The organism is Ruegeria sp. CG4, from assembly GCF_056537185.1.
Genome location: NZ_JBQFRB010000003.1, coordinates 48462 through 72031, shown reverse-complemented (window position 1 = coordinate 72031; position 23570 = coordinate 48462). Strand labels below are relative to the sequence as shown.

Here is a 23570-nt window from a genome sequence, read left to right as displayed (position 1 = left end):
GACAGTGAGAAACGGATATGCCACAGATTGTCCATACAGAAGGGGAATCGAATACCTCGGAAGCCCGCAAAGCCTGGCTGAAGAAGTCCATCGGGCCCAAGTCGTCGCCGCTGCTGAAACGCGACTCGGATGTGTTCCTGCATCAGTCCCTGTCCAGCCCCTGCGTCAGCACGATTGCCAAAGCCGAAGGTATCTGGATCGAGGATCTCGACGGCCGCCGCTACATGGATTTCCATGGCAATTCGGTACATCACATTGGCTATGGCCATCCCCTTCTGGTGCAGGCGATCAAGGATCAGCTGGACGACCTGCCCTTTGCCCCACGCCGTTTCACCAATGACCCGGCGGTGGAACTGGCCGAAAAGCTGGTGGCCATCACCCCGGGCGATCTGGGCAAGGTACTGTTCACCACCGGCGGTTCGGACGCCAATGAAGTCGCGCTCAAGATCGCCCGCGCCGCGACGGGCCGTTTCAAGACTCTGAGCTTCTGGGACGCCTTCCATGGAGCGGGCTTTGGCGCGGCAAGCGTTGGTGGCGAGGCCACTTTCCGCAGCCACATCGCCGGGCCGCTTTTGCCGGGAACCGAGCATGTAGCACCCTTCCACCCCACCCGATGCCCCTATGGACACGCAACGCTTGAAGCCAGCGCCGAAGCCTGCGCCAACATGATCGACTATGTGCTGGAACGCGAAGGCGACATCTGCGCCGTCGTGGCCGAGGCGATGCGTGCCGTACCCATCGTGCCGCCGCCAGGTTTCTGGAAGCGGGTGCGCGAAATTTGCGACCGGCACGGCGCATTGCTGATCCTGGATGAAATTCCGACCGGGCTGGGCAAGACCGGGCAGATGTTCTCGTTCCAGCATGATGAAATCATCCCCGACATTGTCACCATCGGCAAATCACTGGGCGGGGGTATCCTGCCAATCGCCGCCTGCATCGCCCGGAAAAAACTGGATGTTTGCGGGGACTTTGCCATTGGGCATTACACGCACGAAAAGAACCCCGTAACCTCTCGGGCCGCTTTGACGACACTTCAAATCATAGAAGACGAGGGCTTGGTCCAGCGCGCGGCTGAGTTGGGCGACTACGCGATGGGGCGCCTGGTCGACGCCCTTCAGAATGTTCCCATCGTCGGTGACATCCGGGGCCGCGGCCTTATGTTCGGTATCGAGATTGTCGAGGACCGTTCCAGCAAGACGCCCGGAAATGCGCGCGCGGAACAGATCTACTATGCCTGTCTAGAATCGGGGTTGAGCTATAAGATCAGCCAGGGTTGCGTTCTGACCCTGTCGCCGCCGCTGACGATTTCGCAAACTGAACTGGATCGTGCCATCGACATCGTTGCTGCCGCAATCACAGAGGCAAACTGAGCCGACGGGCCATGGCGGCGGGCAAGATCGCCCAATTGGCTCGGTAACGGGCACACTTGGCGCAACCCAATAAGATGCTGCAAAATAGACCGGATTTCCCGTCCTTGTTTGCCGTCGCCTACGACTCAAAAGCCATCTGCAGCGGATCGCACACAAACTGCGGTGCAAATACCTGTTTTGAAGCCGGAGTGAAGCATGGCAATTGTCACCTTCCTGATCAGTTTGGCCGGGGCAACCATGCTTCTGCTTTACGCAGTACGCATGGTGCGCACTGGAATCGAACGCAGTTACGGCGCGTCGTTCCAACGGGTGATGACGCAACAGCGCAGCTACCTGCATGCCTCGGTGGTTGGGCTGATGATGGCGGTCGTGTTGCAAAGCTCGGCCGCCGTGGCTTTGCTGACGTCCGGGTTTGCCGCCAGTGGGATGCTGAGCTTTCCAGCCGGTCTGGCGATTGTACTGGGTGGCGATCTGGGCTCGGCGTTGATCATTCAGATCCTGTCCTTTCGGTTGGACTGGCTTGTGCCGCTGTTACTGGCAATTGGCGGCTATCTGTTCGTCAAGACCGAAGCCAAGAAAGCACGGCAGCTTGGGCGCATTCTGATGGGCGTGGCATTTATCCTGATCTCGCTGAGGTTCCTACGCGAGGCGATGGACCCCATCCGGGACAGTGCATTTCTGCCCGCCGTCGCCGATTATCTGGCGCGCGATTACATCACGGCCTTCCTTGTCGGGGGTGCCCTGGCTTTTGTCATGCACTCGTCGGTCGCGGCCATCCTTATGTGCGTGACGCTTGTACAGATCGGCGCAATCCCTTTTGCCGCCGGTATGTCATTGGTTCTTGGCGCGAATTTTGGCTCGGCCTTCATTCCGGTCTGGCTGACCCGGGGAATGCCTGTGACGGCACGACGCATCCCCTACGCAAACCTGGCGCTACGGGGCAGTTGGGCTTTGGTGACCCTGTTTGTGGCGAACCTGGCCCTGCGAACCGGGCTCTTGGGAGAACCGCAGGGGGGACAGATGCTCGTCAATGTGCATCTTGCATTCAACCTGTCACTGCTGGTTCTGGCGCTTCCATTTTGCGGGCGCTTGCAGACACTGTTCGAAACGCTTTTGCCAGACCCCCAAAAAGAACAGAAGCCGCAACCCGCAAGACCGGTCAGTGCGTTGGACATCAGATGCGTTTCAAACCCCAACCAAGCGCTGCCGAGCCTGAAGCGGGAACTTCTGCGGATGAGCGATCTTCTCGAAACCATGTTCCGCCCGGTGCTGGAGCTGTACCGACACGGTGATAAGGAACAAATCCGGTCTGTTCAGGCGATTGACGAGGACGTGAACCGGTGCCTCTCGGGTATTCGAACCTTTGTTGCAGCGATACCGACCGAATTATACGAAGAACAGGATGCCAAAACCGCGCGCGATCTGATGGAGTTCGCCATTCGGCTTGAAACGGCCGGGGATGTTGTTGCCAAGCGCCTGACTGTTTTGGCGGGCGAAATGCGCACCAAGGGTTCAAGTTTCTCGCAAGAGGGCTGGTCGGAACTCGTCCACATGCACGAGAGCATTCTGTCGAACATGAAACTGGCTTCGAATGTGCTTATTTCAGACGATCTGGAAAGCGCGCGGCTGCTGAGCCTTGAAAAAACCGAAATAAAACGGGTGGAACGTGACAGCCGCAAGCGACACCTGCGCCGATTGCAACATGGGACTACGGAAAGCTTCGAAACCAGCGATATGCATCTGGAGACATTGCGTGCGTTTCGAGAGTTCAACAGTCACATCGCCTCGGTCGCCTACCCGGTCCTGTACCGCTATGGGCAATTGTTGGAGACGCGATTGATCAAGGAAATTGCCGACGAGCCAAGCGGTCCGTGAGATCGTCTCAACTCGTTTGCTGTGTTGATAGCGGCGCTTCCCAAATCTGATGGTGGCCTTGCGCTGGTTCCGACCCCGGATACTGATGTGTATCCTTGTCGTTCAGAGCTTGTCTGAACCAATCAACATCCTAGGCTCGAACTCCATCTAGCCAATCGACAATGTCGGGCCCCTCAAAAAGGGGCCTTCGTCAAACCACCGCTTTCAGCGGTTTCACAGGGCTATCCTTTATCCATGGGCAGTACCCTCAGCCATTTCGAGCGCCTGGTCGAGGCTGTTTGCCACCTGGTCCACATCTTCCAAGGACAAACAAAGTGGCGGCACCATCCGTAGGCATTGCTGGAAAGGACCGGACTTTGACAGAATGATCCCCTGCGCGCGGCAGGCTTCGAAGACCTCTGTTGTCATCTCCTTGTCAGGCGTTTTGCTGTCCCGGTCTTTCACGAATTCCAGCGCCAGCATAAGTCCCTTGCCGCGAACATCACCGATGGCCTTGTACTTGTCTTTCAGGTCATTAAGCCTTTCCAACAGCGCCGCGCCCACAATACGGGCGTTTTCCTGAAGCCCTTCGTCTCGCATAACGGCCAGAACGGCACGGGCTGCGGCGGCCGAGGTCGGGTTGGCGCCGTAAGTGTGGAACATGAACCTTTCGGCCATCGGCGCCGCAACTTGTTTTTTGGCCACAACCGCTCCGATCGGAAAGCCGTTTCCAAGGCCCTTGGCCATGACAATGATGTCGGGGACAACGCCGTCTGCCTCGAACCCCCAGAAGTTTTCGCCGGTGCGGCCAAAGCCTGACTGAACTTCATCGGCAATGTAAAGCCCCCCTGCCGCGCGCACGCGATCTGCTGCGCCGGACATATAGCCCGGCGGCATTTCGATGATGCCGCCATAGCCCTGCACGCTTTCCACAAAGATGCCCGCCACCTGACCGGATGTCGCTGTGGCGATGGTGCGGTCGATCTCTTCCAGATACGGCTGGGTACCTGGCCCGAAGATGCCGCGATACTGGTTGGGTTCGGGAACGAAGGCCACGTTGCCGGGCATGCCCGGGTGGCGCCACCCGGCAATACCTGTGATCGACTGCGCTGCGGCAGTGGGGCCGTGATAAGCGGTGCGCAACGCCAGCAGGTCCAGATTGCCGGTATAGGTGCGCGCCATGGTCATCGCCAGATCAATCGCCTCGGACCCGGAGTTGGTCAGATGCACCACCCAGTCATGGCCCTTGGGCATGGTCGCGGCCAGTTCCTCGGCCAGATGTGCGGGTGTCGGGTGGTAGAACATTGTCGTGCAGTGGGTCAGTTCCTGCGCCTGCGCGCTTGCTGCTGCCACCACGCGTGGGTGCGAGTGCCCGACCGAGATACAGACATTCATCCCCAACAAGTCCGTATATTTCCGCCCGTCCGTGTCCCACAGGTATTGGCCCTGGCCTTTTTTGAACACAATGGGCTCGCGGAAGGGCGTGAACCGCGTCAGCGAAGCGGCATAGTACCGGTCCCGTCGCGCGGCGGTATTCGAGAAGTCCCAGTCGGTGTGAAGGGGGTGGTCAGTCATTTGGAACCTCCGGTTTTCAGTCGATGGTTATTGGGGTCAAAGGAGGCTTCCGGCAGGATGGTCGCGGCACGGTGCTGACCCAGGATCGAGATGGTCAGCCCCTCGCGCGCGGTCGGGTCACGCAGGTAGGCCAAGGCAAGAACCTTGCCGGTGCGATGACCATAGGCCCCCGAGGTGGCGATCCCTACCGGCACCCCGTCTTTCCATATCGTGTGCGCGTAGAACGGATCGACCTGACCGGCTTCGACATCCAGCAGCACCATGTCCCACGCGTCGTCGCGGGCCAGCTTGGTGCGCAGGTCGTTGCGGACAAAAGGGGTCAGCCCAGCCTCAAGAGGGCTGCGCTCGGTCGTCAGGTCACTGCCCCAGCCACGATAACCCTTTTCGAGACGCATGGAATTTGCGGCATAGGCCCCGTAGAAGCCAAGGCCAAGAGGTTTCGCAGTTTCCTCAAGCAATACGAAGAGCCTTGCCGCGTGCTTATTGGCGACATGCAACTCCCAACCGCATTCGCCCAGATAGGACACACGCAGGGCGCGCAGGGGGATGCCCGCCACGTGGGTCTCGCGCGCGGTCAGCCAGGGCATATCGACCAATTCGGGTAGAGCGTCAGTAGACTTGGGTCCCATGACACCGATGACCGCCAGATCCTCGGAGACGTTTCGAACCATGACGTCAAAACCTTCGGCGACATGTGTCAGCAGATCAAAATCGATCTGCTCGGCCGCCGCGGCACTGGTAAGGTAGGCATGGTCTTCGGTCAGGCGCGTGATGGTGAACTCCGACAATACACCACCTGTCGGCGTCACCGCGTGGGTCAGGCCAATGCGCCCCGGCGCGGGTGCGCGGTTTGCGCCCAGCGCCTCCAGAAACGGGACAACATCCGGGCCGGTGACATCGAATTTCGAGAAAACCGACAAGTCTGCCATCGCAACGCGGTTATGCGCGGCGTCGACCTCTCGCGCCACATGTTCGAACCAATTGGCGCGGCGGAAGGTTTCGTCGGCCACAGCCCCGGGCATGTCCGAAAACCAGTTCGGACGCTCCCACCCATAGGCCGCCCCCATTACCGCGCCGCGCTGAACCATCAGGTCGTGCAGCGGAGACAGGCGCAGGCCGCGCCCGGCGGGGCGTTCCTCGTGAGGGTAGTGCACACCGAATTGCAGACCGAAACATTCGATGGCCTTGGCCACGCGATAGTCACGATCCGCCCAGACGCCAAAGCGTCGGCTGTCCACTGCCAGCGCATCCATTGGCGGCGCGCCATGGGTCATCCAGTGGGCGAGGAACCAGCCTGCGCCGCCGCCCTCCATCACGCCCATGGACGAGCCGGTAAGCAGCCAGGCATTCTCCAAGCCATGCGCAGGCCCGATCAGGGGGTTGGCGTCCGGTGTGAATGTAATGGGGCCGTTGATCACCGATTTCACGCCACCCGTTTCCAGCGCCGGAATACGGTCCATAGCGGCCATGATGATGTGTTCGACACTGTCCAGATCCGGCGGCATCAGGTCCGCGCCGAAATCCGGCGGTATACCGTCGACTGACCAAACCTTGGCGTCCTTTTCATACGGCCCAAGGATCAACCCATCGCGTTCCTGTCTGACGTACCAGCTTTCCTCGGGGTCTCGAATGATCGGCAACTCGGGCAAGCCCTCCTTTATCCGGGACGACACGGCGTCGACCGTGTCTGTCACCAGATATTGGTGCAGCACAGGAACCGAGGGGATGTTGAGCCCCATCATGCGGCCAACCTCCCAGCCCCAAGTGCCTGCGGCGTTGACCACGTGGACAGTCTCGATCGTCTCTTTCTCGGTTTCGATCCACCAATGATCCTGCTGGCGCTTAACCGCGATGACCGCGCAATTGCGCAGGATCCGGGCGCCGCCACGCCGGGCGACTTCGGCCATCGCGTGGGTTGCAAGCGTTGGGTCTACGTGGCCGTCATCGGGTTCATAAATCCCGCCGATCAACCCATCCAGTTTTGCCAGTGGGAACAATTCGGCGACCCGTTCCGGTGTCAGCACCTCCAGCGGATAGCCGGTGAACTCGGACAGGCCGGCCACGTGGCGAAACTCGTCCATCCGGTCGGGGTTGCGCGTGATCCGCATCGCACCCGAGCGATGAAACCCACAATCGCGCCCGGTTTCCTGCGGTAAAATATCCCGGTAAAGCCGGACAGAAGTTGCACGCAGTTCCTGAATCGTGGGATTGTGCGCGAAATGGGTGCAAAGCCCGGCCGCATGCCAGGTCGACCCATGGGTCAGGTCGTTCTTCTCGACCAGCAAAACGTCGGACCAACCCGCCTTGACCAGATGATACATCAGCGAGACCCCCATGGCCCCACCGCCGATGATCGTTACCTGCGCCTTGATCATGCGCGCATCCTTTCGCCTGAGGGATCAAAGGGCGGGCGGCGCAGGGGCTGCGCGGGATAGTCCTGCCCTGCGACCCGAATTGTGAAAATTCGGCCGCATGTCTCGTCCAATGTCTCGCCCGGCCGGACCGATACCATGGCAAAACACAGGTTCAGCCCCGTTCGTAGCCCGCGTCCACCCGAAGTTGTCAACCCGACATAGGTGCCGTCCTCGAACACCGGTTCGTCATGCAGCAGCAGGGCCGCGCCCTGAACCTGCAGCAGGACAAGACGTCGATGCAGCCCCTGGTGTTTTTGCTGTTCCAACACCGCTTTACCCACAAACTCCTTGGACCAATCGATGGTGAACCCCAGACCGGCTTCAAGCGGAGTGATCTCGGGGCCAAGCTCATGCCCCCAATGTTTGAAACCCTTTTCCAATCGGCATGCATCCACGGCGTAGTGACCCAATGGGGTTGCGCCTGCGTTTCGCAACGCATCGAACAGCTTGGGGGCCTGCGCATTGGACACTGTCAGTTCCCAGCCCAGCTCTCCGACAAAACTGACGCGGGTCGCACGGCATGAAGTGCCCGCCAATTCGGCGGTGGCGGCGTGGCCAAAGGGTATCTCGGGAAGGTCTCCCAGGCTTTGCAGAACAGACCGGCTGCCTGCCCCCATCACACCGATGGTGCAGAGCGCCTCGGTCAAGTCCTGAACCATGACGTCGCCCTTAAGGTGGCGGCGCAGAAACGTCAGGTCGCGTCTGCGTGTGGCCGCGCCCGAGGTCAGGTGAAACGTATCCTCGCGCAGCCGCGTGATGGTCACGTCCATCTCGATGCCGCCGCGCGCGTTGAGTATCTGGGTGTAGACAGCCCGACCGACAGGAACGTCCATCTGCGCGGTGGTCAGGCGATTCAGCGCCACCAGAGCCTCCGGGCCGGTGATTTCCAGTTTGGTAAACGGGCTCAACTCGATCAGGGCGGTGCCATGACTCATGACAGCCGCTTCCGCCTCGGCCAGAGGCCACCACCCCTGATCGGCTATGGAATAATCCTGTGCCGGGCCGTAATAGAGCCCGCGTTCCCAACCTGCTGTCAGCCCGAAATGTGCTCCTGCCCCGGCCCAGCGGTCGTGCAAGGGGGTGGTCCGCAAACCCCGCCCAGCTTGGGGCTGCTTATACGGCCAGTGCAAGGCAAAGAGATCCGCGACAGCCTCTTCCATGCGTTGTGCCATGTGCCCGGCAGTCGCCGTAGCGGGGTCGACCCGGGCCACATCGACCTCCCACATATCCATGGAGGGGTGGCCGTCGATCACCCAATCCGCCAGTGCCCGTCCAATTCCTGCCGAAGACATCACCCCGACCGAATTCATGCCAGCGGCCACAAACAGGCCATCAACCGAGGTCTCACCTACAAGTGGCCGGGTGTCCGCCGTAAAGCTTTCGGGGCCATTCATGAAATGCTGGATGCCCACGGTTTCAAGGCTGGGGCACAGCTCCAACGCGGCCTCCATGAAGGGGGTGAACTGGTCCCAATCTTCGGTCATCTCAAGGAATGGGCGGTCGCCTTCGGGGCCATAGGCGTCCCAGCATTTGGCGTTGGGTTCAAAGCCGCCGATCACCAGCTTGCTCGCGTCGCCCTTGATGTAGATGCCCCAGTCCAGATCCCTGATCACCGGAAATGGGTTTGGCAGTCCGTTCATGGGTTCAGTGACCACATACATGTGTTCGACCGCCTGTAACGGCAGCGCCACGCCCACGCTGGCCGCCAACTCGCGTGACCAGGCACCGGTGGCAATGACTACCTGATCTGCGTCCAGTTCGGTTCCATCGGTCAAGGTTACGCCAATGATGCGAGTGCCTGACTTGCGGAGGGCCTGAACACCGGTGTGCTCATGGATCTTTACACCACTGTCGCGCGCACCTTTGGCATAAGCCATGCACAAATCGACCGGGTTCACATTGGCATCTTCAGGCACAAACAGGGCGCCGACGTGACTGCTCAGATCAAGCTGCGTCAGGGGTACGTCCGAGGCCGAGACCATGCGCGGGCTCAATCCCAGCGTCTGACCCAGATCCGCAATCCGGTCCAACTCGTCCAGACGAGCGGGATTGCGTGCCAGCCAGTAGCCTGAGGTCTGGCGGTAGCCGGTCGACATTCCGGTTTCGGCCTCAAGGGCTGGAAATACCTCGAGTGCGGCCATCGCCAACCGCGTCATGTTTGGAGTTGCCCGCAAGGGACCAACGATCCCGGCCGCGTGCCACGACGTGCCCGAGGTCAGCTGGTTTCGCTCCAGGACGGTGACATCTTCAGCACCGCGCTTGGCCAGATGGTAGGCCAGGCTGAGACCAATCGCGCCGCCCCCGATGATCAGGATACGGGTCATGCTGCCCTCCATTGACGCGACAAAGGCACCGAACTTAGGGTCGGCGCATGACGATACATGCTTTGTGGTGCCATCCCCGCTCGGTTTCGACCGCTTTTGAACGTGTCATGCGCGAGCGCGGTGATCTGACCGTGCTGCACGAGCCGTTCATGTACCATCACTATCTGACCACCAAAGACCGGCTGTTTCCGGGTTTCACGCCCGAACCCGGGCACCCTGCGACATACGACGATATTCGGGCCATGATCCGCGCAAAGGCTGCAATCAACCCCTTGTTTTTCAAGGATATGGCTTACTATGTCACCGAAGCCCTGCCGCTGGATCCCGAATTTACTCATCAGATGAGCCACGCATTTTTGCTGCGCGACCCGGCCGAAGCGGCGCTGTCTTATGCTAAACGGGATCCCGAATTCACCCGATTGGAACTGGGACATGAAGCCCAGTACCGACTGTACACTGCACTGAAAGAGCTGGGACATGACCCTTTGGTCATCACCGCTGATCAACTGCGCCGCGATCCGCAAGCGACGCTGCGCCGTTATTGGGCGCATGTCGGGCTGCCCTATCTCGCGCATGCGTTTTCCTGGGACAGCAGTGTACCGGACGGCTGGCAATCGGTGCAAAGCTGGCATACCGAAGTACTGCAAAGCGGCGCGATCCAGGCGCCCGTGGTCACGGACGTGCGGGCGGAACTGGATGCGCTTGGCGAGCCATATGCCGACCACGTGGCGCATCACCTGCCGTACTACACTCAGATGCGTGACATCGCTGAAACCCAAGCTCATCAGAAATAGTCCCGATCGGGTTTCTCGGCCTTTCGCCGTGCGATATAGTCCTGCAATTCCGTGTCAATGTCCGGGTCCAGACCAGGATCTTCATATGCGTCAAGCTGCTCTTTCCAAATTGCATTGGCGCGGGTTGCGGCATCCTTCGCTCCCGCCGCGTGCCATTGTTCGAACGAATTGTCATCCGGGGTCCAGGGCCGGAACAGAGCTGACATGAAATTGGCCTGCGTGTGTTCGGACCCGAGGAAATGCCGACCCGGACCTGTCGCCGCGATCGCCTCCATCGCCTGGGCATTCTCGCTCATGTCGATGCCTTCGAAGAAACGCCCGATCTTGCCGCACAGATCGTGATCCAGGATCGTTTTTTCGAACGAGGTCACCAACCCGCCCTCCAGCCAACCGGTGGCGTGGTTGATCAGGTTTGCGCCCGCGAACATCGACATCATCAGACCCCAGGTAGCCTCTTGCTGGCTCTGGGCGTCCGGAACTTTTGAGGCGCTGAGCGTACCAACCGTGTGCAAGGGTACATTCAGCCTGCGGGCAAGCTGTCCGGCCGCCAATACCATCAACCCGGCCTCGGGTGTGCCAAAGGTGGGTGCGCCGGACTTCATCGACATGGTCGAGGCGAAACTGCCCATCATGCAGGGTGCCCCAGGGTTTACCAATTGGGTCAAAGTCATTGCAGCCATGGTTTCAGCCAACACCTGAGCCAACGTCCCTGCCACAGTGGACGGCGACATGGCCCCGGTCAGAACCCAAGGCGTGCAGGCAACCGGCTGCCCGGCGCGAGCATAGGTCTTCAATGCACCCGACATATGGCTGTCCATCACCAGGGGCGCGTTGGTGTTTGACACGCAATAGAGGACGGCGTTTTCGGCCACAAAATCCTCACCGAAAACGATCCGCGCCATGTCGATCGCGTGGCCTGCCCGCTCGGCCCCAATAAAGGCCCCCATGAAGGCCCGATCAGAATAGCGAATGTGGCCATATAGCATATCGAGGTGGCGTTTGTTGGCTGGCAGGTCCACCGGCTCGCACACCACACCACCCGAGTGGTGAAGCCACGGCAGGCTATGATGCAGCTTGATCAGATCGATGAAATCCTGATGCGATGCATAGCGACGACCGCGATCCAGATCGTGCACAAAAGGCGGCCCCCAAGCCGGACAAAGCACACTGGCTTCTCCGCCAAGCTGAACGCTGTTGGCCGGATTGCGGGCATGTTGCGTGAACTGCGCGGGCGCGGTTGCAGTGATCATTTTTCGACAAAAGCCGGGTGCGAACCGCACGCGCGTTCCGTTTACGTCACAGCCTGCATCTGCAAAGATCTTCAGAATCTCTGGGTCATCCTGAAACTCCATTCCGGTTTCGGCAAGGATGGTGTCCGCATTGGCCTCGATCTGCTCCAGCCCCGCTTCGCTGAGCACATTGAAGGTCGAGAGCTTTCGCAGAATAAACGGCGCACGCATCTCGGCAGAGGTGCGAATTTCCGTCGCCCTGCGACGGCGGGATGGGCGCGAAGGTGTCATGGCAAAACTGTTGACCCGGCGCTTGACGGAAACCAAGAAAATCCCAACAGTATAATCATCATTTATACTAAGGATGAGCTATGCTGGATCGTCGCAAACTGTCGCCAAGCCTGATGCGCTCACTCGAAATCTTCGTCGCCGTTGCGGAAACAGGTCAAATGCGGGCGGGCGCGAAACTGCTCAATCTCTCGCAGCCGGCGGCATCCCAGCACATCACCGCGTTGGAAAAGGCCTTTGGCACCTTGCTTCTGGATCGCAGCACACGTCCGGCCCGGCTGACCTACGCGGGCGTGCGCCTGCACAGCAAAGCGCAGAAGATTCTGGATGCGTTTTCCGACATGGAAACTGAATTGCGCCACGTCGGCCAGAAATCCCTGACCCTGCTTCGGGTCGGTATTCAAGCCTCTATCGCCACGACCCTGACGCCTTCATTGATTGACCTGGCCCAACGTGTGTTCAACGTCGAAGATATCACCTTGCATGCCGGGCAAAGCGGCAACCACGAGCATTTGCTGAGGACCAAGCAAGCGGATCTGGCAATCACCTCAAATCCTTTTCTGGACATGGATGGCCTTGAGCGCCACCACGTTCTGACCGAAAGATACCTTCTGGTTCTGCCCGAAACATATGATGGCCCGACAGATAGCCTTGAGGCGATCCAGACGCGGCTGCCCTTGGTTCGGTTCGGAGATACAACAAACGCCGGCCGCCAAATTGCACAACACCTGCGCCGTTTGCGTTTTGAACCCGACAAGGTCATTCAGGCGGACCGTTCAAGCATGGTTACGTCCTGTGTTTCTGCCGGTCAGGGATTCAGCCTTTTGACACCAACTTTGCTGATTGATGGATTGGTGGAGAACATGAGCTTGCGATTGAAAGAGCTTCCGGTCTCCGGCCTCTCGCGCACCCTGACAGTTGTCGCCAGAAAAGAAGAGCTTCAGAGTTTTCCAAAAGCGCTTGCTGAGATGTCCAAACAGAAGCTGACACAGCAAATTGCCAAGCATATGGGAGATGTCGGAACAACAAACGTGGAATATGACTTGGCCGAAAACTTGGTAAATAACTGAACGAGGCCGGGCTTCCGTCGGCGAACTATTGACGGCTCCAGACGATTTCAGCGGACATTCTGGGCAGCGCTCTTGTGCAGGAAGACAGAAAGCTTCTTGTTTGAGCACTTATCTTACACGCGGTCATAGCGGTTCACTTCGAGGACGGGCACGCCCAAGATGGTATGGAGGAGATCGGACCACAACAACTTCAGACCGCCTTTCCTTGGGTAAAATGCGCGTTGAAACGAACCGAACGCGATACCCCAAACAAATGACCAATAATGGGAATCTAGAATCTCCTTTGTAAAAGCCGCTATATGTGCAAGCATAATGCCGTAGGTTAATTGGATTGTACCATGGTTGAAACACACGGCGGTGGGTTTCATTATGTGCCCGATCAAAAGCAACCGCCGCAAAAAATAGAAAACATGTCCTGGCGTTTCTTCGAAAGTCTCGAGGATAGAGGCAACAAGCTCGCGCTTGTTCCTGACAAAGACGGACACCCGGCGCCCAGATTAACGACGTTCAACAAGCTTCAAAAGTTCCTGGAACAATGCAAATGCAACCACCCAGACTTGCTCAGCGCGCAAAATCTCGCAGATACATTCAGCCAGGCCGCCTCGGAAAAGATTAACTATTACAGCTGCCTCATACCGGGCAACACCAGTGAAAGAGAGCAGCCGGATGAGGAAACGCTCAAGGCACTGGCGGAGGCGATGCTGGATGACAGTGACCCAGCCTCCGAATTACCTGCCGCCTACACCTACTTCGGCCAGTTTCTGGCTCACGATCTGACACATATGAAGAAGCAGGAAAACGGCAAAAACGAGACTGTTTGGGTTAATGCAAGCAATCACGCGCTGACCTTCGAGTCACTTTTTGGAACGCTTCATGCCGGAGGTCAGAGTTCAGCCGAATGGATAAATGAGGCTGGCGCTTGTTTGGGGCAAAACCAAAATATACCGACACAAATCGAACCCACATTTGACCTGCCCCGAGATATTCATAACGGTCAACCTAGGTGTGTGGACCCCCGTGCTGACAGCAATCTCGCATTGGCCCAAATGCATGTGCTGCTGGTTCGTTTTCATCAAAAACTTGCAAAGATTTCAGAGGCGACTGAGCAGGACGCAAAGTTGGAAACCAAGCGCCACATTCAGGCCGTCGTACTGACTGATTACTTGCCCAGACTAATTCCCAGCGACATCTATAATTCCGTCTTGAAAGAGGGTCGCCGCGTTGTCGCCCCGGACGACGCGGCCGAATTTCTGGTCCCGCTTGAGTTTGCAGCCGCGGTTTTCCGATTTGGGCACAGCATGGTTCGTAAAGTTTATAGTCCGTGGGGCTTGTCCTGGCCAATAGGCGCACCTGATCAATACCCAGAGGAATCTGCATCCCTTGGTACATTGCTAAATTACACATCTGGTGGCCTAATAAATAGGAACCATTTGCAGTTTCATTGGGGACAATTTTGGCGTCATTGGGTGGACATGAAGCTGGTGGGGAAAGAAAGTAGCCATATTTTCGCGGCTCCAATTTCGACTAGGATAAATTCCGATCTCGGCAAGATACCCAGAACAAACTTCCCGCACATAGAAACCGACGGCGAAACATTCAATTTACCGCTGCAAACCTTATTGCGCGGATCGAAGTTTTCTCTCCCGAGCGGACAAGAAATGGCAGAGTTCCTTGGAGAAAAACAAACTCTGGACGTGAAAGCCTTTTTGGATAAAGACCCCCGGTTCGCTGAGGTGGCCAGCTCTTCAATTCTTCACGAACATACCCCTTTGTGGTTCTATACCCTTGCCGAGGCAGAAGGTTCACCAGAAGGAAAACTGGGACCCGTTGCGGCAAGGGTCGTCATGGAAACATTCCATGCAGCACTGGACGCCGATCATGAAGGCATTCTGAGACTGATGAATGGCAATGGCACTCTAAACTTCAAAATCCGCATTCCCATTCAATCGAATTCCAATGCGCGCATAACACTAACTGATATAGTAAATTTTGCTTACGAACCACAATAGTAAGGGAGAAATGGTATGACACACATATTGGTCAAAGATAATAATAACGATGTTAAAAACGGAATGATTGACGCCGGTGACTACATAAATGAGTGGATGAAAGATCATGGTGGTGCTGGCAATGATATCAACGATTTTTTTGAGAATGTATTTGACGAAATGGAGGGCAAAGGCAACATAGTTGCTATTAAAGACGGCATTGACAAGAAATTAACAAAACAAGATAGCGTAAATTACACATTTTCCGACGGCGAGCTTACAGTAAACCTGGAAGACGATAGAAAGATCGGAAACCAGTGCAAAAAGACAATTCCCATCCCCGAAAAAAATCCGAATATGTTTGATGGTTATATGGGGACGATTGCAGATCATGTTGTCCAGTTGTCGGGCGGAGATTCAGCTTCTGATGAAGCCAAAAAATACCTACTTGCCGTGGTTTTCCTGAACCGCTGTCAATAAGCCGCCAATCGTGCCGCCTGAATTGCATCGCCAAGCTTTTGCTGGTCGGATAGCTCTTTGATCGGGAAGGCCTGAGCGAACCACGTGGCGACCCGTTCTGGCGTCGCCTCATCTTGTGCTGTCCAATGCTCCGAAACCTTTTGCCAAAAGGCGTGGAATGCGCTTCCAGCCTTATCCATGTCACCCCTTCTGGCATGGACAGCAGCCAGCCAGCCTTGCGTGTCCGGGATACTGTCGCCCCCCAACTCGGCGGCCCGCAGGGCGTCTTCCAGCCTGTCGAGGAAGAAATACGTTGAGGCGTGGTAGGCCCAACACCAGGACGGCAATAATTCGGACAAGGCTTCGCATTGCGTCAGGGTCGACTTGGCTTTGTCATAGTCGCCGAACCAGGCGAAGCCCATGGCACAACTGGCCAACGTGGCTGGGCTTGAAGGGTTGAGTTTGGCAGCCAGTTCCAGGTGCATCGATGCCCGTGTAAAAGCGCCGTTCATTGCGGCCGTCCAGGCGACCGTTCGCTGAACCCTGGCATCGAGCGGGTCGATGGCAACGGCACGTGCGGCAAAACTGTCCGCCTCTTCTATTTCACTTTGATCGCGTACCCGGCCGGGCCAGATCACATGCTGAATGTTCGAAATCGAGGCAATACGATACAAAGACGGTGCGTGGTCAGGGTGGTTTCTTAATATTTCACGAAAAATCGCATCTGCGTTTTCCGCCCCGGTTGCGGTCCACTCCATCAGCGCACGATCGGCGCGCAGCCACATGTCCGTGACGTCTTTGCCTCCGGCAGACGTACCGAGTGTCGAAGAAATTCGGTCGAGTGAAATGTAACTTCTTACTTTGGCAGCAATTGATCGGAGAATTTCGTGCTGTACATCGTGCCAGTTCTCTGAGGACAAGCAAAACTCCTCGGACCATATCACCCTGCTGTTTTCGGCCTCTTTCAGGATAAGAGCCATCATGGGCTGGTCTCCGGACATGTGGCGCCGTCCCTCGACATCGTAAATCATGTTTCCCGACGCTCTCGTTGAGTCCGATGAACTTGCCGACCCATCCAAAACCGACCAGTCGCGGAAACGCGAGAGGTTGGCAATTAGCTCGTCTCGAAATGAAGAGACTTCCCAAGCAGTTGAATCCACGCATTCGTCTTGGAATGTGTGTACGACTATCTTAAGTCCGATATTTGACGGAATGTCGCTTGTGCGTGGCTGTTCCGGTGCCGGTGCTTTCCCTCGTATCGCCTGTATCAACTGCCGAATGCGCTTACCCGGCGAGATCCCGTAGTGCTCGAACAGGAACTTTTTGAGCCTTTTGAATTCCTCGAGCGCTCCACCCCGGTCTTCGTGTTCCAGTCGGCATTCGATCTTCGCAAGTGACGCGCTTTCGTGCCCAGGCTCCTGTAACAGGATGATCTGGGCAACTTGCTCTCGCTGCTCGTTTCCGGGATCGGTGCGCTCAAGAAAACGCTCCATTTCACTCAGCAGCAACCATTTCCAGCGCTCGCGTGTAATCCTGAGCCAGCTGTCGAGGAGTGGGGTAATATCGTCCAGACCTGCAAGGATTTCCTGCGGCCAGTTGGCCTCCAGGATCAATCTTTCCGGAACCTTGTTTTGCCTTAGATCGCCAAGCATTCCCCCAAGGTCCGTGCGATCCAGTTCCACATCAAGATGGATCAACGCGCTATCGGGAAAAACCTGAACATCAAGACCAGTTTCGCTTTCCGCCAGCTCAGTGAGCGCGGCACTGACGACTTCCTTACCGCCAAACAGCGTTTCGATGCGTTCGATCGTCTCGTAGCCGCCCGAATTCAACGCAAGATATGCCAGAATACCGCGCGCCCTGGTCCCTAGCGGTTTCGATGTCGCGGCGGGGTCGGCACCGTCCGTTCCGATGAGATTGAGGCCGGTGAACCGGTGCAAATCAGTCAAACGATTGCGTTGCAACGGGTCCAGAACACGATACGCCGGGATGCGGGCTGTGATGTTCTTGAGCTTCGGAACGCCAATGGATTCAAACTGAAGGCTGCTCTTGTCCGATAGTGTGGAAAAAACGTCCTTCGATATTATGCATTCGCCGGGTTCTGCGATACTTTGAAGACGGGACGCAATATTGACGGTCTGCCCGAAGACGTCCCCATTTTTGAACCTTACTTCCCCAATATGAATTCCGACACGGAACAAGAACGGTTCAGCTTCCTCAACCTGCTGTTTGTCAACTATCCGGTGAAGTTCCAGCCCAAAATCAACAGCACATTCCACGTCTGAGAAGTACAGCAACGCGCCATCGCCCATTGTCTTGACCAACTCACCGCGAAATCGGCGCGCTATAATACGGATCGCATCGAAGCAGTTTGACATGAAGTCCAGTGTCTTGGCTTCGTTTTCAGCGACGCGACGGCTGTAGGACACCATGTCCAGGAAAAGTATGGACACATCCGCAGAGGCGCTGTTCGACGGGGTCAAAACAACAGGCGTTATGCGTTCAATCTGTTCCATTATGGCAGAAACACTACGGATTCTTTACAATTAGCCTCATGAGTATAGATGAACTTTCAAAGTATTTCGATGAAGTTCGCGTTTCGCCGGATGGCTGGCCGGCCTATTGCAATCTGGTCCACCCCAACGAAACATCACTGAACGCTTTTCCGCTTTGGCCTGAATCCGCGTTACTGGGTGCCGGGCGCGTGGGCTCTGGCAGGGGATTGACGCACGGACTTTCGATAGAAAGCGGGGTCGGGTCGGCAATCGAACTGGCAAGCGCATGCCGGTGGCCTGATCTGGTAACTGCGCATGCCAGGGAAGATCAGCTTTCCGGCGAGGTTTGGAACCCCCGCATGCTTTGCGGGTTTTCTGAAACTCAGTTGTCGCGCCCTGACAAATTCAACGCGAACTATTCCGGTGTCGATGAAATCCTTGATGCCCAATCCGAGGAAATTGATTGGATACAGGGCGTGGGATTGCAAGGCCAACCAATCTGGCTTCCGGCAGACTCGGTTTTCATCAATGATGTGTCCACACAGGTGTTTACCAGAACAGACACAAACGGTTGTGCGGCAGGACAAACCGACAACCAAGCAAGAAGTGCTGCCTTGTTCGAATTGATAGAACGCGATGCCACCGGGCGATGGTGGTACGGTTGCCGGTCGCGGCCCACAATAGAAGCGCGCCTGCTGGGAAGTGAAGTTGAAGCATTTATCGAGCGCTGTAAAAGCCACGACATGGTTCCGACGCTTGTGAACATAACCACCGACTTGGAAGTTCCCAGCGTGGCCGCGACGGGTGTCAGCGCCCGAGGGCATATCGCATTTGGTTTTGCTTCGGCACCAACGTATCGACATGCTGCGCTCAGCGCGTTGTGCGAGATGGCGCAAATGTTTCTGGTGATAAAGAACGGCGCACAGGAAGCGCACAGACGACCGGGATTGGCGCGCTGGTTATCCGAGGTTTCTATCGACACGCCCCCAATATCATCTGCATCGCCGGCCCCGTCGCCCTTGCCTAACGAACCACGAAGCATTGGAAACAGGCTGTCTGCCGCGGGGATCCGCGTTGCGTTTGTCGACCTGACCAGGCCGGAATTCAACCTGCCTGTCTGGCGAACCATTTCGCCCGACTTGTGCCACTGGAAACCCCGCTTTGGAATTCCGCGCCTGATGCAAGCCGACGCATTGGACCTCTCTCCGGTCGCCAAGACCCCGAACAAGGTCGTCCTGCGGTTGTGAGCGGTACAGCCCTGTCTTGCGAGAATGTCCTACCCATCTGGCACGGCTGCCTTACGTCACGGACCCGTCAGGAAGGACCATCCTTGTGTACGGTTTGTCTTGACGTGCTGGCCTCGTAGATTGAAAAGTAACGTTATTTCATCGTCATACAATTTATGACAGTCGACAGAACTGGCGCGAACAGGGGGTTTGAGAATGTCATTGAAACTGGAAGAAGTATGCAGCGGACTGGGGTTTCCGGAAGGTCCCGTGGCAATGAACGACGGATCGGTTCTGTTCGTCGACATCAAGGAACAGACGTTGGTTCGACTGGGCACGGATGGCAAAGTTGCCAAGGTTGCCGAAATTCCAGGCGGACCAAACGGCGTTGCGATCGGACCTGATGGGGCCGCATATGTCTGCAACAACGGAGGCGTATACAGTTTCGTTCCATTTGGTCCTGACCAGATCACGGTTCCCGCTCCCATTCGTCCGCACTATCAGGGCGGGTCGGTTCACCGCGTTGATCTGGAAACCGGTGCCGTCACGCAATTGTTCGATTCCTACGAAGGAAAGCGGCTGATCGCCCCGGACGACATCGTCTTTGATGAATCTGGCGGCTTCTGGTTCACCGATACCGGGATCGAGGATGAAGAGTCGACGCGTTATGGCGGACTGTACTATGCCTCAATCGACGGAAAAACCCTGATCAAAGCGGCGACAATCCCAATGCCAAACGGGGTCGGACTGTCGCCAGACGGCAAGACGGTCTATGTCTCGGACACCGTATTCGGCAGGCTTTGGGCGATGGAAATCACTGGACCGGGGCAAGTCAAAGCGGGACCGATTCCCGGCATGCCCGGCAATGTCGTGCAAACCTTGCCCGGATATCAGTGGCTGGACAGTCTGAGGGTGGAAGAAGACGGGCGCGTTTGCGTCGGCACGATTTTCAATGGTGGCATTACGGTGTTCAACCTTGACGGGACAACCGAGCATGTCCCGGTGCCGGATCTGTTTACAACCAACATGTGCTTTGGGGGGTCGGATATGCGTGATCTGTGGATCACGGCGTCCAGCACCGGCAAGATCTACAAAACCAGATGGCCGCGCCCAGGGCTGAAACTGGCCTTCACTGCCTGAAGGTTTCGCACGAAATCTGACCTACGCGTGCCGAGCACAACCCACGGTGGCATTTCCCGTGACATTTTGGCTGCCAGCCACGCTTGCCTTAACGGCAAGGTGATGCCTAATGCTGGCGAGAGATGCCAAGGTGTTGTAAACATTCTGTCAAAATGGGGGATGTCAGCAACATAAGAACGCGTCGACCGGTTGATCTGGGGGAACGGCGCCAGGTCTGCGTACTGTTCGCGGACATGGTCGGCTATACCCAAATCGTTGCTGAACTGGGCGAAGAAAAAGCGCTGGAGTTTGTTCGGCTGGTTTACGACATGCTGGTGAAAGGCGTCGAAGAGCATGGCGGCACAGCGCGCGAATTCGCGGGCGACAGCATCATGGCCCTGTTCGGAATCCCTGACGCGCTGGAAGATCCAGCGCTGCGGGCCTGTCGGGCGGCCAAAACGATCCATGCCTCGTTTCATGCCGAGGCCGACAGTATCGAGGCCCGGTTCGGCGTTCGCCCCCACATGCGCGTTGGTATCAGTTCCGGCAACGTCCTGATGGCGGCCGTTCAGGGCGACGATGGCCCAACGACCGCGGTGGGCAGTACGGTAAATCTGGCGGCACGGTTGGAAAACCTCGCCCCGCCCGGCGGCACCTTGCTGTGCGATACAACGCGGGGGCTGGTCGAATGGGTGACAGAGCTCAGCTTTTTCGGCGAACAAGAGGTCAAGGGGTTCTCGGCTCCGCAAAAGCTCTGGGAACTGCAGGGCATTCACGATGATGCCACCCGGTTCGACGCCTCAATGGCCAAGGGTCTCAGTAGCTATGTCGGTCGCACCAACGAGTTGAATGTCATGTCAGCGGCGCTGGCGCGGACGGAAGGCAGGCTTCAGGCGATCGATCTGGTTGCCGAGCCGGGGCTTGGCAAAACCCGCCTTGTGTTCGAGTTCCTGCAACGGATCGGCAGCGAGGGTGCGACGGTTCTGACGGGATACTGCTTTGCCGACGGCCAACATGTTCCGTTTCTGCCAATTCTGGAAATTGTCCGAAAGGCTTTCCTGATCAGCGACGGCGATGATCCCGTCAAAGTTGCCAACAAGTTGGAAGCGGGTCTCAGGATCTGGGATCAGTATAGCGATGAACACCTGGGACTTCTTCTGAACCTGTTGGGCCTCACGCCGCCTGCCGGATCGCTGGATGGACTGGACGGCGTTCTGATCGGATTGCGCACGCGAGAACTGCTGCCACTGTTGTTGAAGGCACGCTGCGAAAAGGAGCAGGTGATCCTTCTGATCGAAGACACCCATTGGATGGACAGCGCGACCGAGGATCTGCTGCGTGCTCTGATCCTTCGGGACGACCTGAAGAATCTACTGCTCATCCAGACCCGCAGGCCGGAATACACGCCGCCATGGCTGGACGAAGTGTCCGTTACGACTGTTGCCCTGAAACCTCTGGATACCGAAGATTTCGCTCAACTGGCGCGACACCGGCTAGGTGTCGATGTTCTGCCGGACGGCTTTGCCGCGCAACTGGTGGAACGGGCCGGAGGAAACCCGTTGTTTGGCGAAGAGATTCTGGGCTTTCTGCTGGATCAGGGTTCGTTGCGTGTCGAGGGGCGCAAAGCCAGTTTTGATGCTGACATCAGCAAAAGCGGATTGCCCGTCACAATGCGCAGCCTTTTGACCGCCAGAATGGAGCGGGTTTTGGCTGAGGACCGACCGGTATTGCAGGCCGCAGCCGTCATTGGACGGCGGTTTGATCCGGGGCTGTTGTCGCAACTCGTCGAAAACTCGGAAGAAACGGGGGCTGCACTGAAGCGTTTGCAGGCACAAGATGTGCTGTATCGCGAACCTAATTCGTCGGACTACATTTTCAAACATGTGATGTTGCGGGATTCGGTTTACCAGAGCCTTGTCTCTTCGCGCCGGTCTGAACTGCATCTTGCGATTGCCGATAATCTGGCGTTACGAAACGCGAACAGGTTGCAGGAAGCGGCGGACACGCTGGCCTTTCACTACGGGCAAACCGATCGGACAGATCAGGCCTTCCGCTACAACGTGATGGCAGGTGACAAGAGCCTTGGCGTTTATTCACTGGACGAAGCCAACCGGTATTTCGATTCCGCGCTGGAACTGTATCAGCGCGACCCCGATATAGCCACGAAAGAGCATTTTGCCCGCTTTCTGTCCAGTTTCGCGCTTTGTTCGAACATCTCGTTGCGGGTCAAGACGATTATCGAACTGGCCGGGACAGTGCGGCCCATTCTTGCGCAGGTTGGTGACAACCCTCATCACGCGCTGTTCCTGCACCACTATGTGTCCTGCCTGGTGTGCAACGGCAAATACCGCGAAGCGCATTGGGTTCAGCAGGAGCTGACCGCCATGGCGAAACGACTGGGAGACCCGGCCTCGCAGGCTTATGCCATGGTGAACGAGCTTTCGGTTTCCATATATTTTGCCCCCATCGAAAACACGGAATTCGACGCCCGCTCGCGCGAGGTGGAGGAGATTCTCAGCAAGATCGATGACGCGTATATCCAGAACTTCTTTCTGGCAACGATGGGCTGGAACGAACTGACCCGGGGCCGTGTTGCGCGTGCGCATGCGGCATCGGACAGGATGATTGCGATCGGGACATCCAAGAATGACCCACGTTCGCTGGGTTACGGAACCGCGATGAAGGCGCTGATTGCGATGGTCACGGACGACCACGAACTGGCGCTTCGAATGGCCGAAGAGGCGCGCAAGGCTTCACAGGTGGAATTTGAACTCGCCATTGCCGAGGCGGCCCGGGTCGCAGCCATGGTGCCGCTGCAAAAGCCCGGGGCCATCGAGATTGTTCAGAAACACATAGACAATTGCGCCGAAAAGGGTTGGACCCTGTTCACGATGGGCCCGGCGACGATGCTGGGCGTGGCCTACGCATTGAAGGGCCAGGTAGCTGCCGGGCTGCAACAGGTCGAGACTGCGATCCGGAAGCGCACAGATGAAGGAACGCAGGTGTCTGCCGACTGGGCCCGGCTGTTCCTGTGCGAATTGTATCTGGCCATACTCACCGGCGAAGGCGAAAGCTCGCTTGGCGTGTTCTTGAAGAACTTCCGCTCGGTTGTCTGGGTTATGATTTTTGGCGAGAAGAAGCTGATCCAGATGATCGCGGAAATTCGCAAAAACCCTCAGTTTGACGACAAGGGCCACTACATCGCCCGTTGCGACATGATCATGGGGCTTCTGTACAAGGCCCGGAAAAAGCGTCAACTGGCCTTCGAACACCTGACCAAAGCCCGCGTCATTGTTGAAACGGCCGGGCAGACGCCAATGCTGGCCCGAATAGACGCAGCGTTGGCGGATCTTGGTTAAGACGGT

Annotated in this window: 14 protein-coding genes; 9 read left to right on the top strand and 5 right to left on the bottom strand. The window is 57.3% G+C overall.

Annotated features, from left to right (window positions below):
- Positions 1-17: 17 nt before the first annotated feature.
- Complete coding sequence (gene pbfA, locus ACR0J2_RS09720; RefSeq protein WP_480812435.1) at positions 18-1370, top strand: (R)-1-hydroxy-2-aminoethylphosphonate ammonia-lyase; 1353 nt, start codon at positions 18-20, stop codon at positions 1368-1370.
- 195 nt (positions 1371-1565) lie between these two features.
- The gene (locus ACR0J2_RS09715; protein WP_480812434.1) at positions 1566-3245 is read left to right on the top strand and encodes a Na/Pi cotransporter family protein; all 1680 of its coding nucleotides are present in this window, start codon (positions 1566-1568) and stop codon (positions 3243-3245) included.
- A 228-nt stretch (positions 3246-3473) separates the two neighbouring features.
- Here ACR0J2_RS09715 and ACR0J2_RS09710 read toward each other — a convergent pair whose 3' ends face one another.
- From ACR0J2_RS09710 to ACR0J2_RS09700, 3 genes are read right to left on the bottom strand one after another with little or no spacing between them, the layout of a single operon-like run.
- A complete protein-coding gene (locus ACR0J2_RS09710) occupies positions 3474-4799 on the bottom strand; it encodes an aspartate aminotransferase family protein (RefSeq protein WP_480812433.1) in 1326 nt (441 codons plus the stop codon).
- Positions 4796-7174: a GcvT family protein gene (locus ACR0J2_RS09705; protein ID WP_480812432.1), complete on the bottom strand. Its 2379-nt coding sequence runs from the start codon at positions 7172-7174 to the stop codon at positions 4796-4798. Before ACR0J2_RS09705 ends, ACR0J2_RS09710 begins: the two co-directional genes overlap by 4 nt.
- On the bottom strand, positions 7171-9537 hold the full coding sequence (locus ACR0J2_RS09700; protein WP_480812431.1) for a GcvT family protein: 2367 nt from the start codon (positions 9535-9537) through the stop codon (positions 7171-7173). The genes ACR0J2_RS09705 and ACR0J2_RS09700 overlap by 4 nt, the downstream gene beginning before the upstream one ends.
- A 47-nt stretch (positions 9538-9584) precedes the next feature.
- Here ACR0J2_RS09700 and ACR0J2_RS09695 point away from each other — a divergent pair, with 47 nt between their 5' ends.
- The gene (locus tag ACR0J2_RS09695) at positions 9585-10331 is read left to right on the top strand and encodes a sulfotransferase-like domain-containing protein (protein ID WP_480812430.1); all 747 of its coding nucleotides are present in this window, start codon (positions 9585-9587) and stop codon (positions 10329-10331) included.
- Here ACR0J2_RS09695 and ACR0J2_RS09690 read toward each other — a convergent pair.
- The gene (locus tag ACR0J2_RS09690; RefSeq protein WP_480812429.1) at positions 10322-11851 is read right to left on the bottom strand and encodes a trimethylamine methyltransferase family protein; all 1530 of its coding nucleotides are present in this window, start codon (positions 11849-11851) and stop codon (positions 10322-10324) included. The two genes, ACR0J2_RS09695 and ACR0J2_RS09690, sit on opposite strands and share 10 nt — an antisense overlap.
- A gap of 80 nt (positions 11852-11931) precedes the next feature.
- Here ACR0J2_RS09690 and ACR0J2_RS09685 point away from each other — a divergent pair, with 80 nt between their 5' ends.
- The 3 genes from ACR0J2_RS09685 to ACR0J2_RS09675 all read left to right on the top strand — a co-directional run bounded on the left by ACR0J2_RS09685 (position 11932) and on the right by ACR0J2_RS09675 (position 15386).
- Positions 11932-12918, top strand: coding sequence for a LysR family transcriptional regulator (locus ACR0J2_RS09685; RefSeq protein ID WP_480440550.1), 987 nt, complete (start codon positions 11932-11934; stop codon positions 12916-12918).
- A 338-nt stretch (positions 12919-13256) separates the two neighbouring features.
- Entirely contained in the window at positions 13257-14927 is a 1671-nt protein-coding gene (locus ACR0J2_RS09680) for a peroxidase family protein (RefSeq protein WP_480812428.1), read from the top strand.
- Positions 14928-14942: 15 nt separating this feature from the next.
- A complete protein-coding gene (locus ACR0J2_RS09675) occupies positions 14943-15386 on the top strand; it encodes a hypothetical protein (protein ID WP_480812427.1) in 444 nt (147 codons plus the stop codon).
- Here the strand turns inward: ACR0J2_RS09675 and ACR0J2_RS09670 are convergent.
- The gene (locus tag ACR0J2_RS09670) at positions 15380-17881 is read right to left on the bottom strand and encodes an adenylate/guanylate cyclase domain-containing protein (RefSeq protein WP_480812426.1); all 2502 of its coding nucleotides are present in this window, start codon (positions 17879-17881) and stop codon (positions 15380-15382) included. The genes ACR0J2_RS09675 and ACR0J2_RS09670 overlap by 7 nt on opposite strands.
- 38 nt (positions 17882-17919) lie before the next feature.
- On the opposite strand from ACR0J2_RS09670, the gene ACR0J2_RS09665 reads away from it, so the two are divergent.
- The 3 genes from ACR0J2_RS09665 to ACR0J2_RS09655 all read left to right on the top strand — a co-directional run bounded on the left by ACR0J2_RS09665 (position 17920) and on the right by ACR0J2_RS09655 (position 23564).
- Complete coding sequence (locus ACR0J2_RS09665) at positions 17920-19107, top strand: YcaO-like family protein (RefSeq protein WP_480812425.1); 1188 nt, start codon at positions 17920-17922, stop codon at positions 19105-19107.
- A gap of 195 nt (positions 19108-19302) precedes the next feature.
- A complete protein-coding gene (locus ACR0J2_RS09660; protein ID WP_480812424.1) occupies positions 19303-20226 on the top strand; it encodes an SMP-30/gluconolactonase/LRE family protein in 924 nt (307 codons plus the stop codon).
- 152 nt (positions 20227-20378) lie between these two features.
- A complete protein-coding gene (locus ACR0J2_RS09655) occupies positions 20379-23564 on the top strand; it encodes an ATP-binding protein (RefSeq protein WP_480812423.1) in 3186 nt (1061 codons plus the stop codon).
- Positions 23565-23570 lie beyond the last annotated feature (6 nt).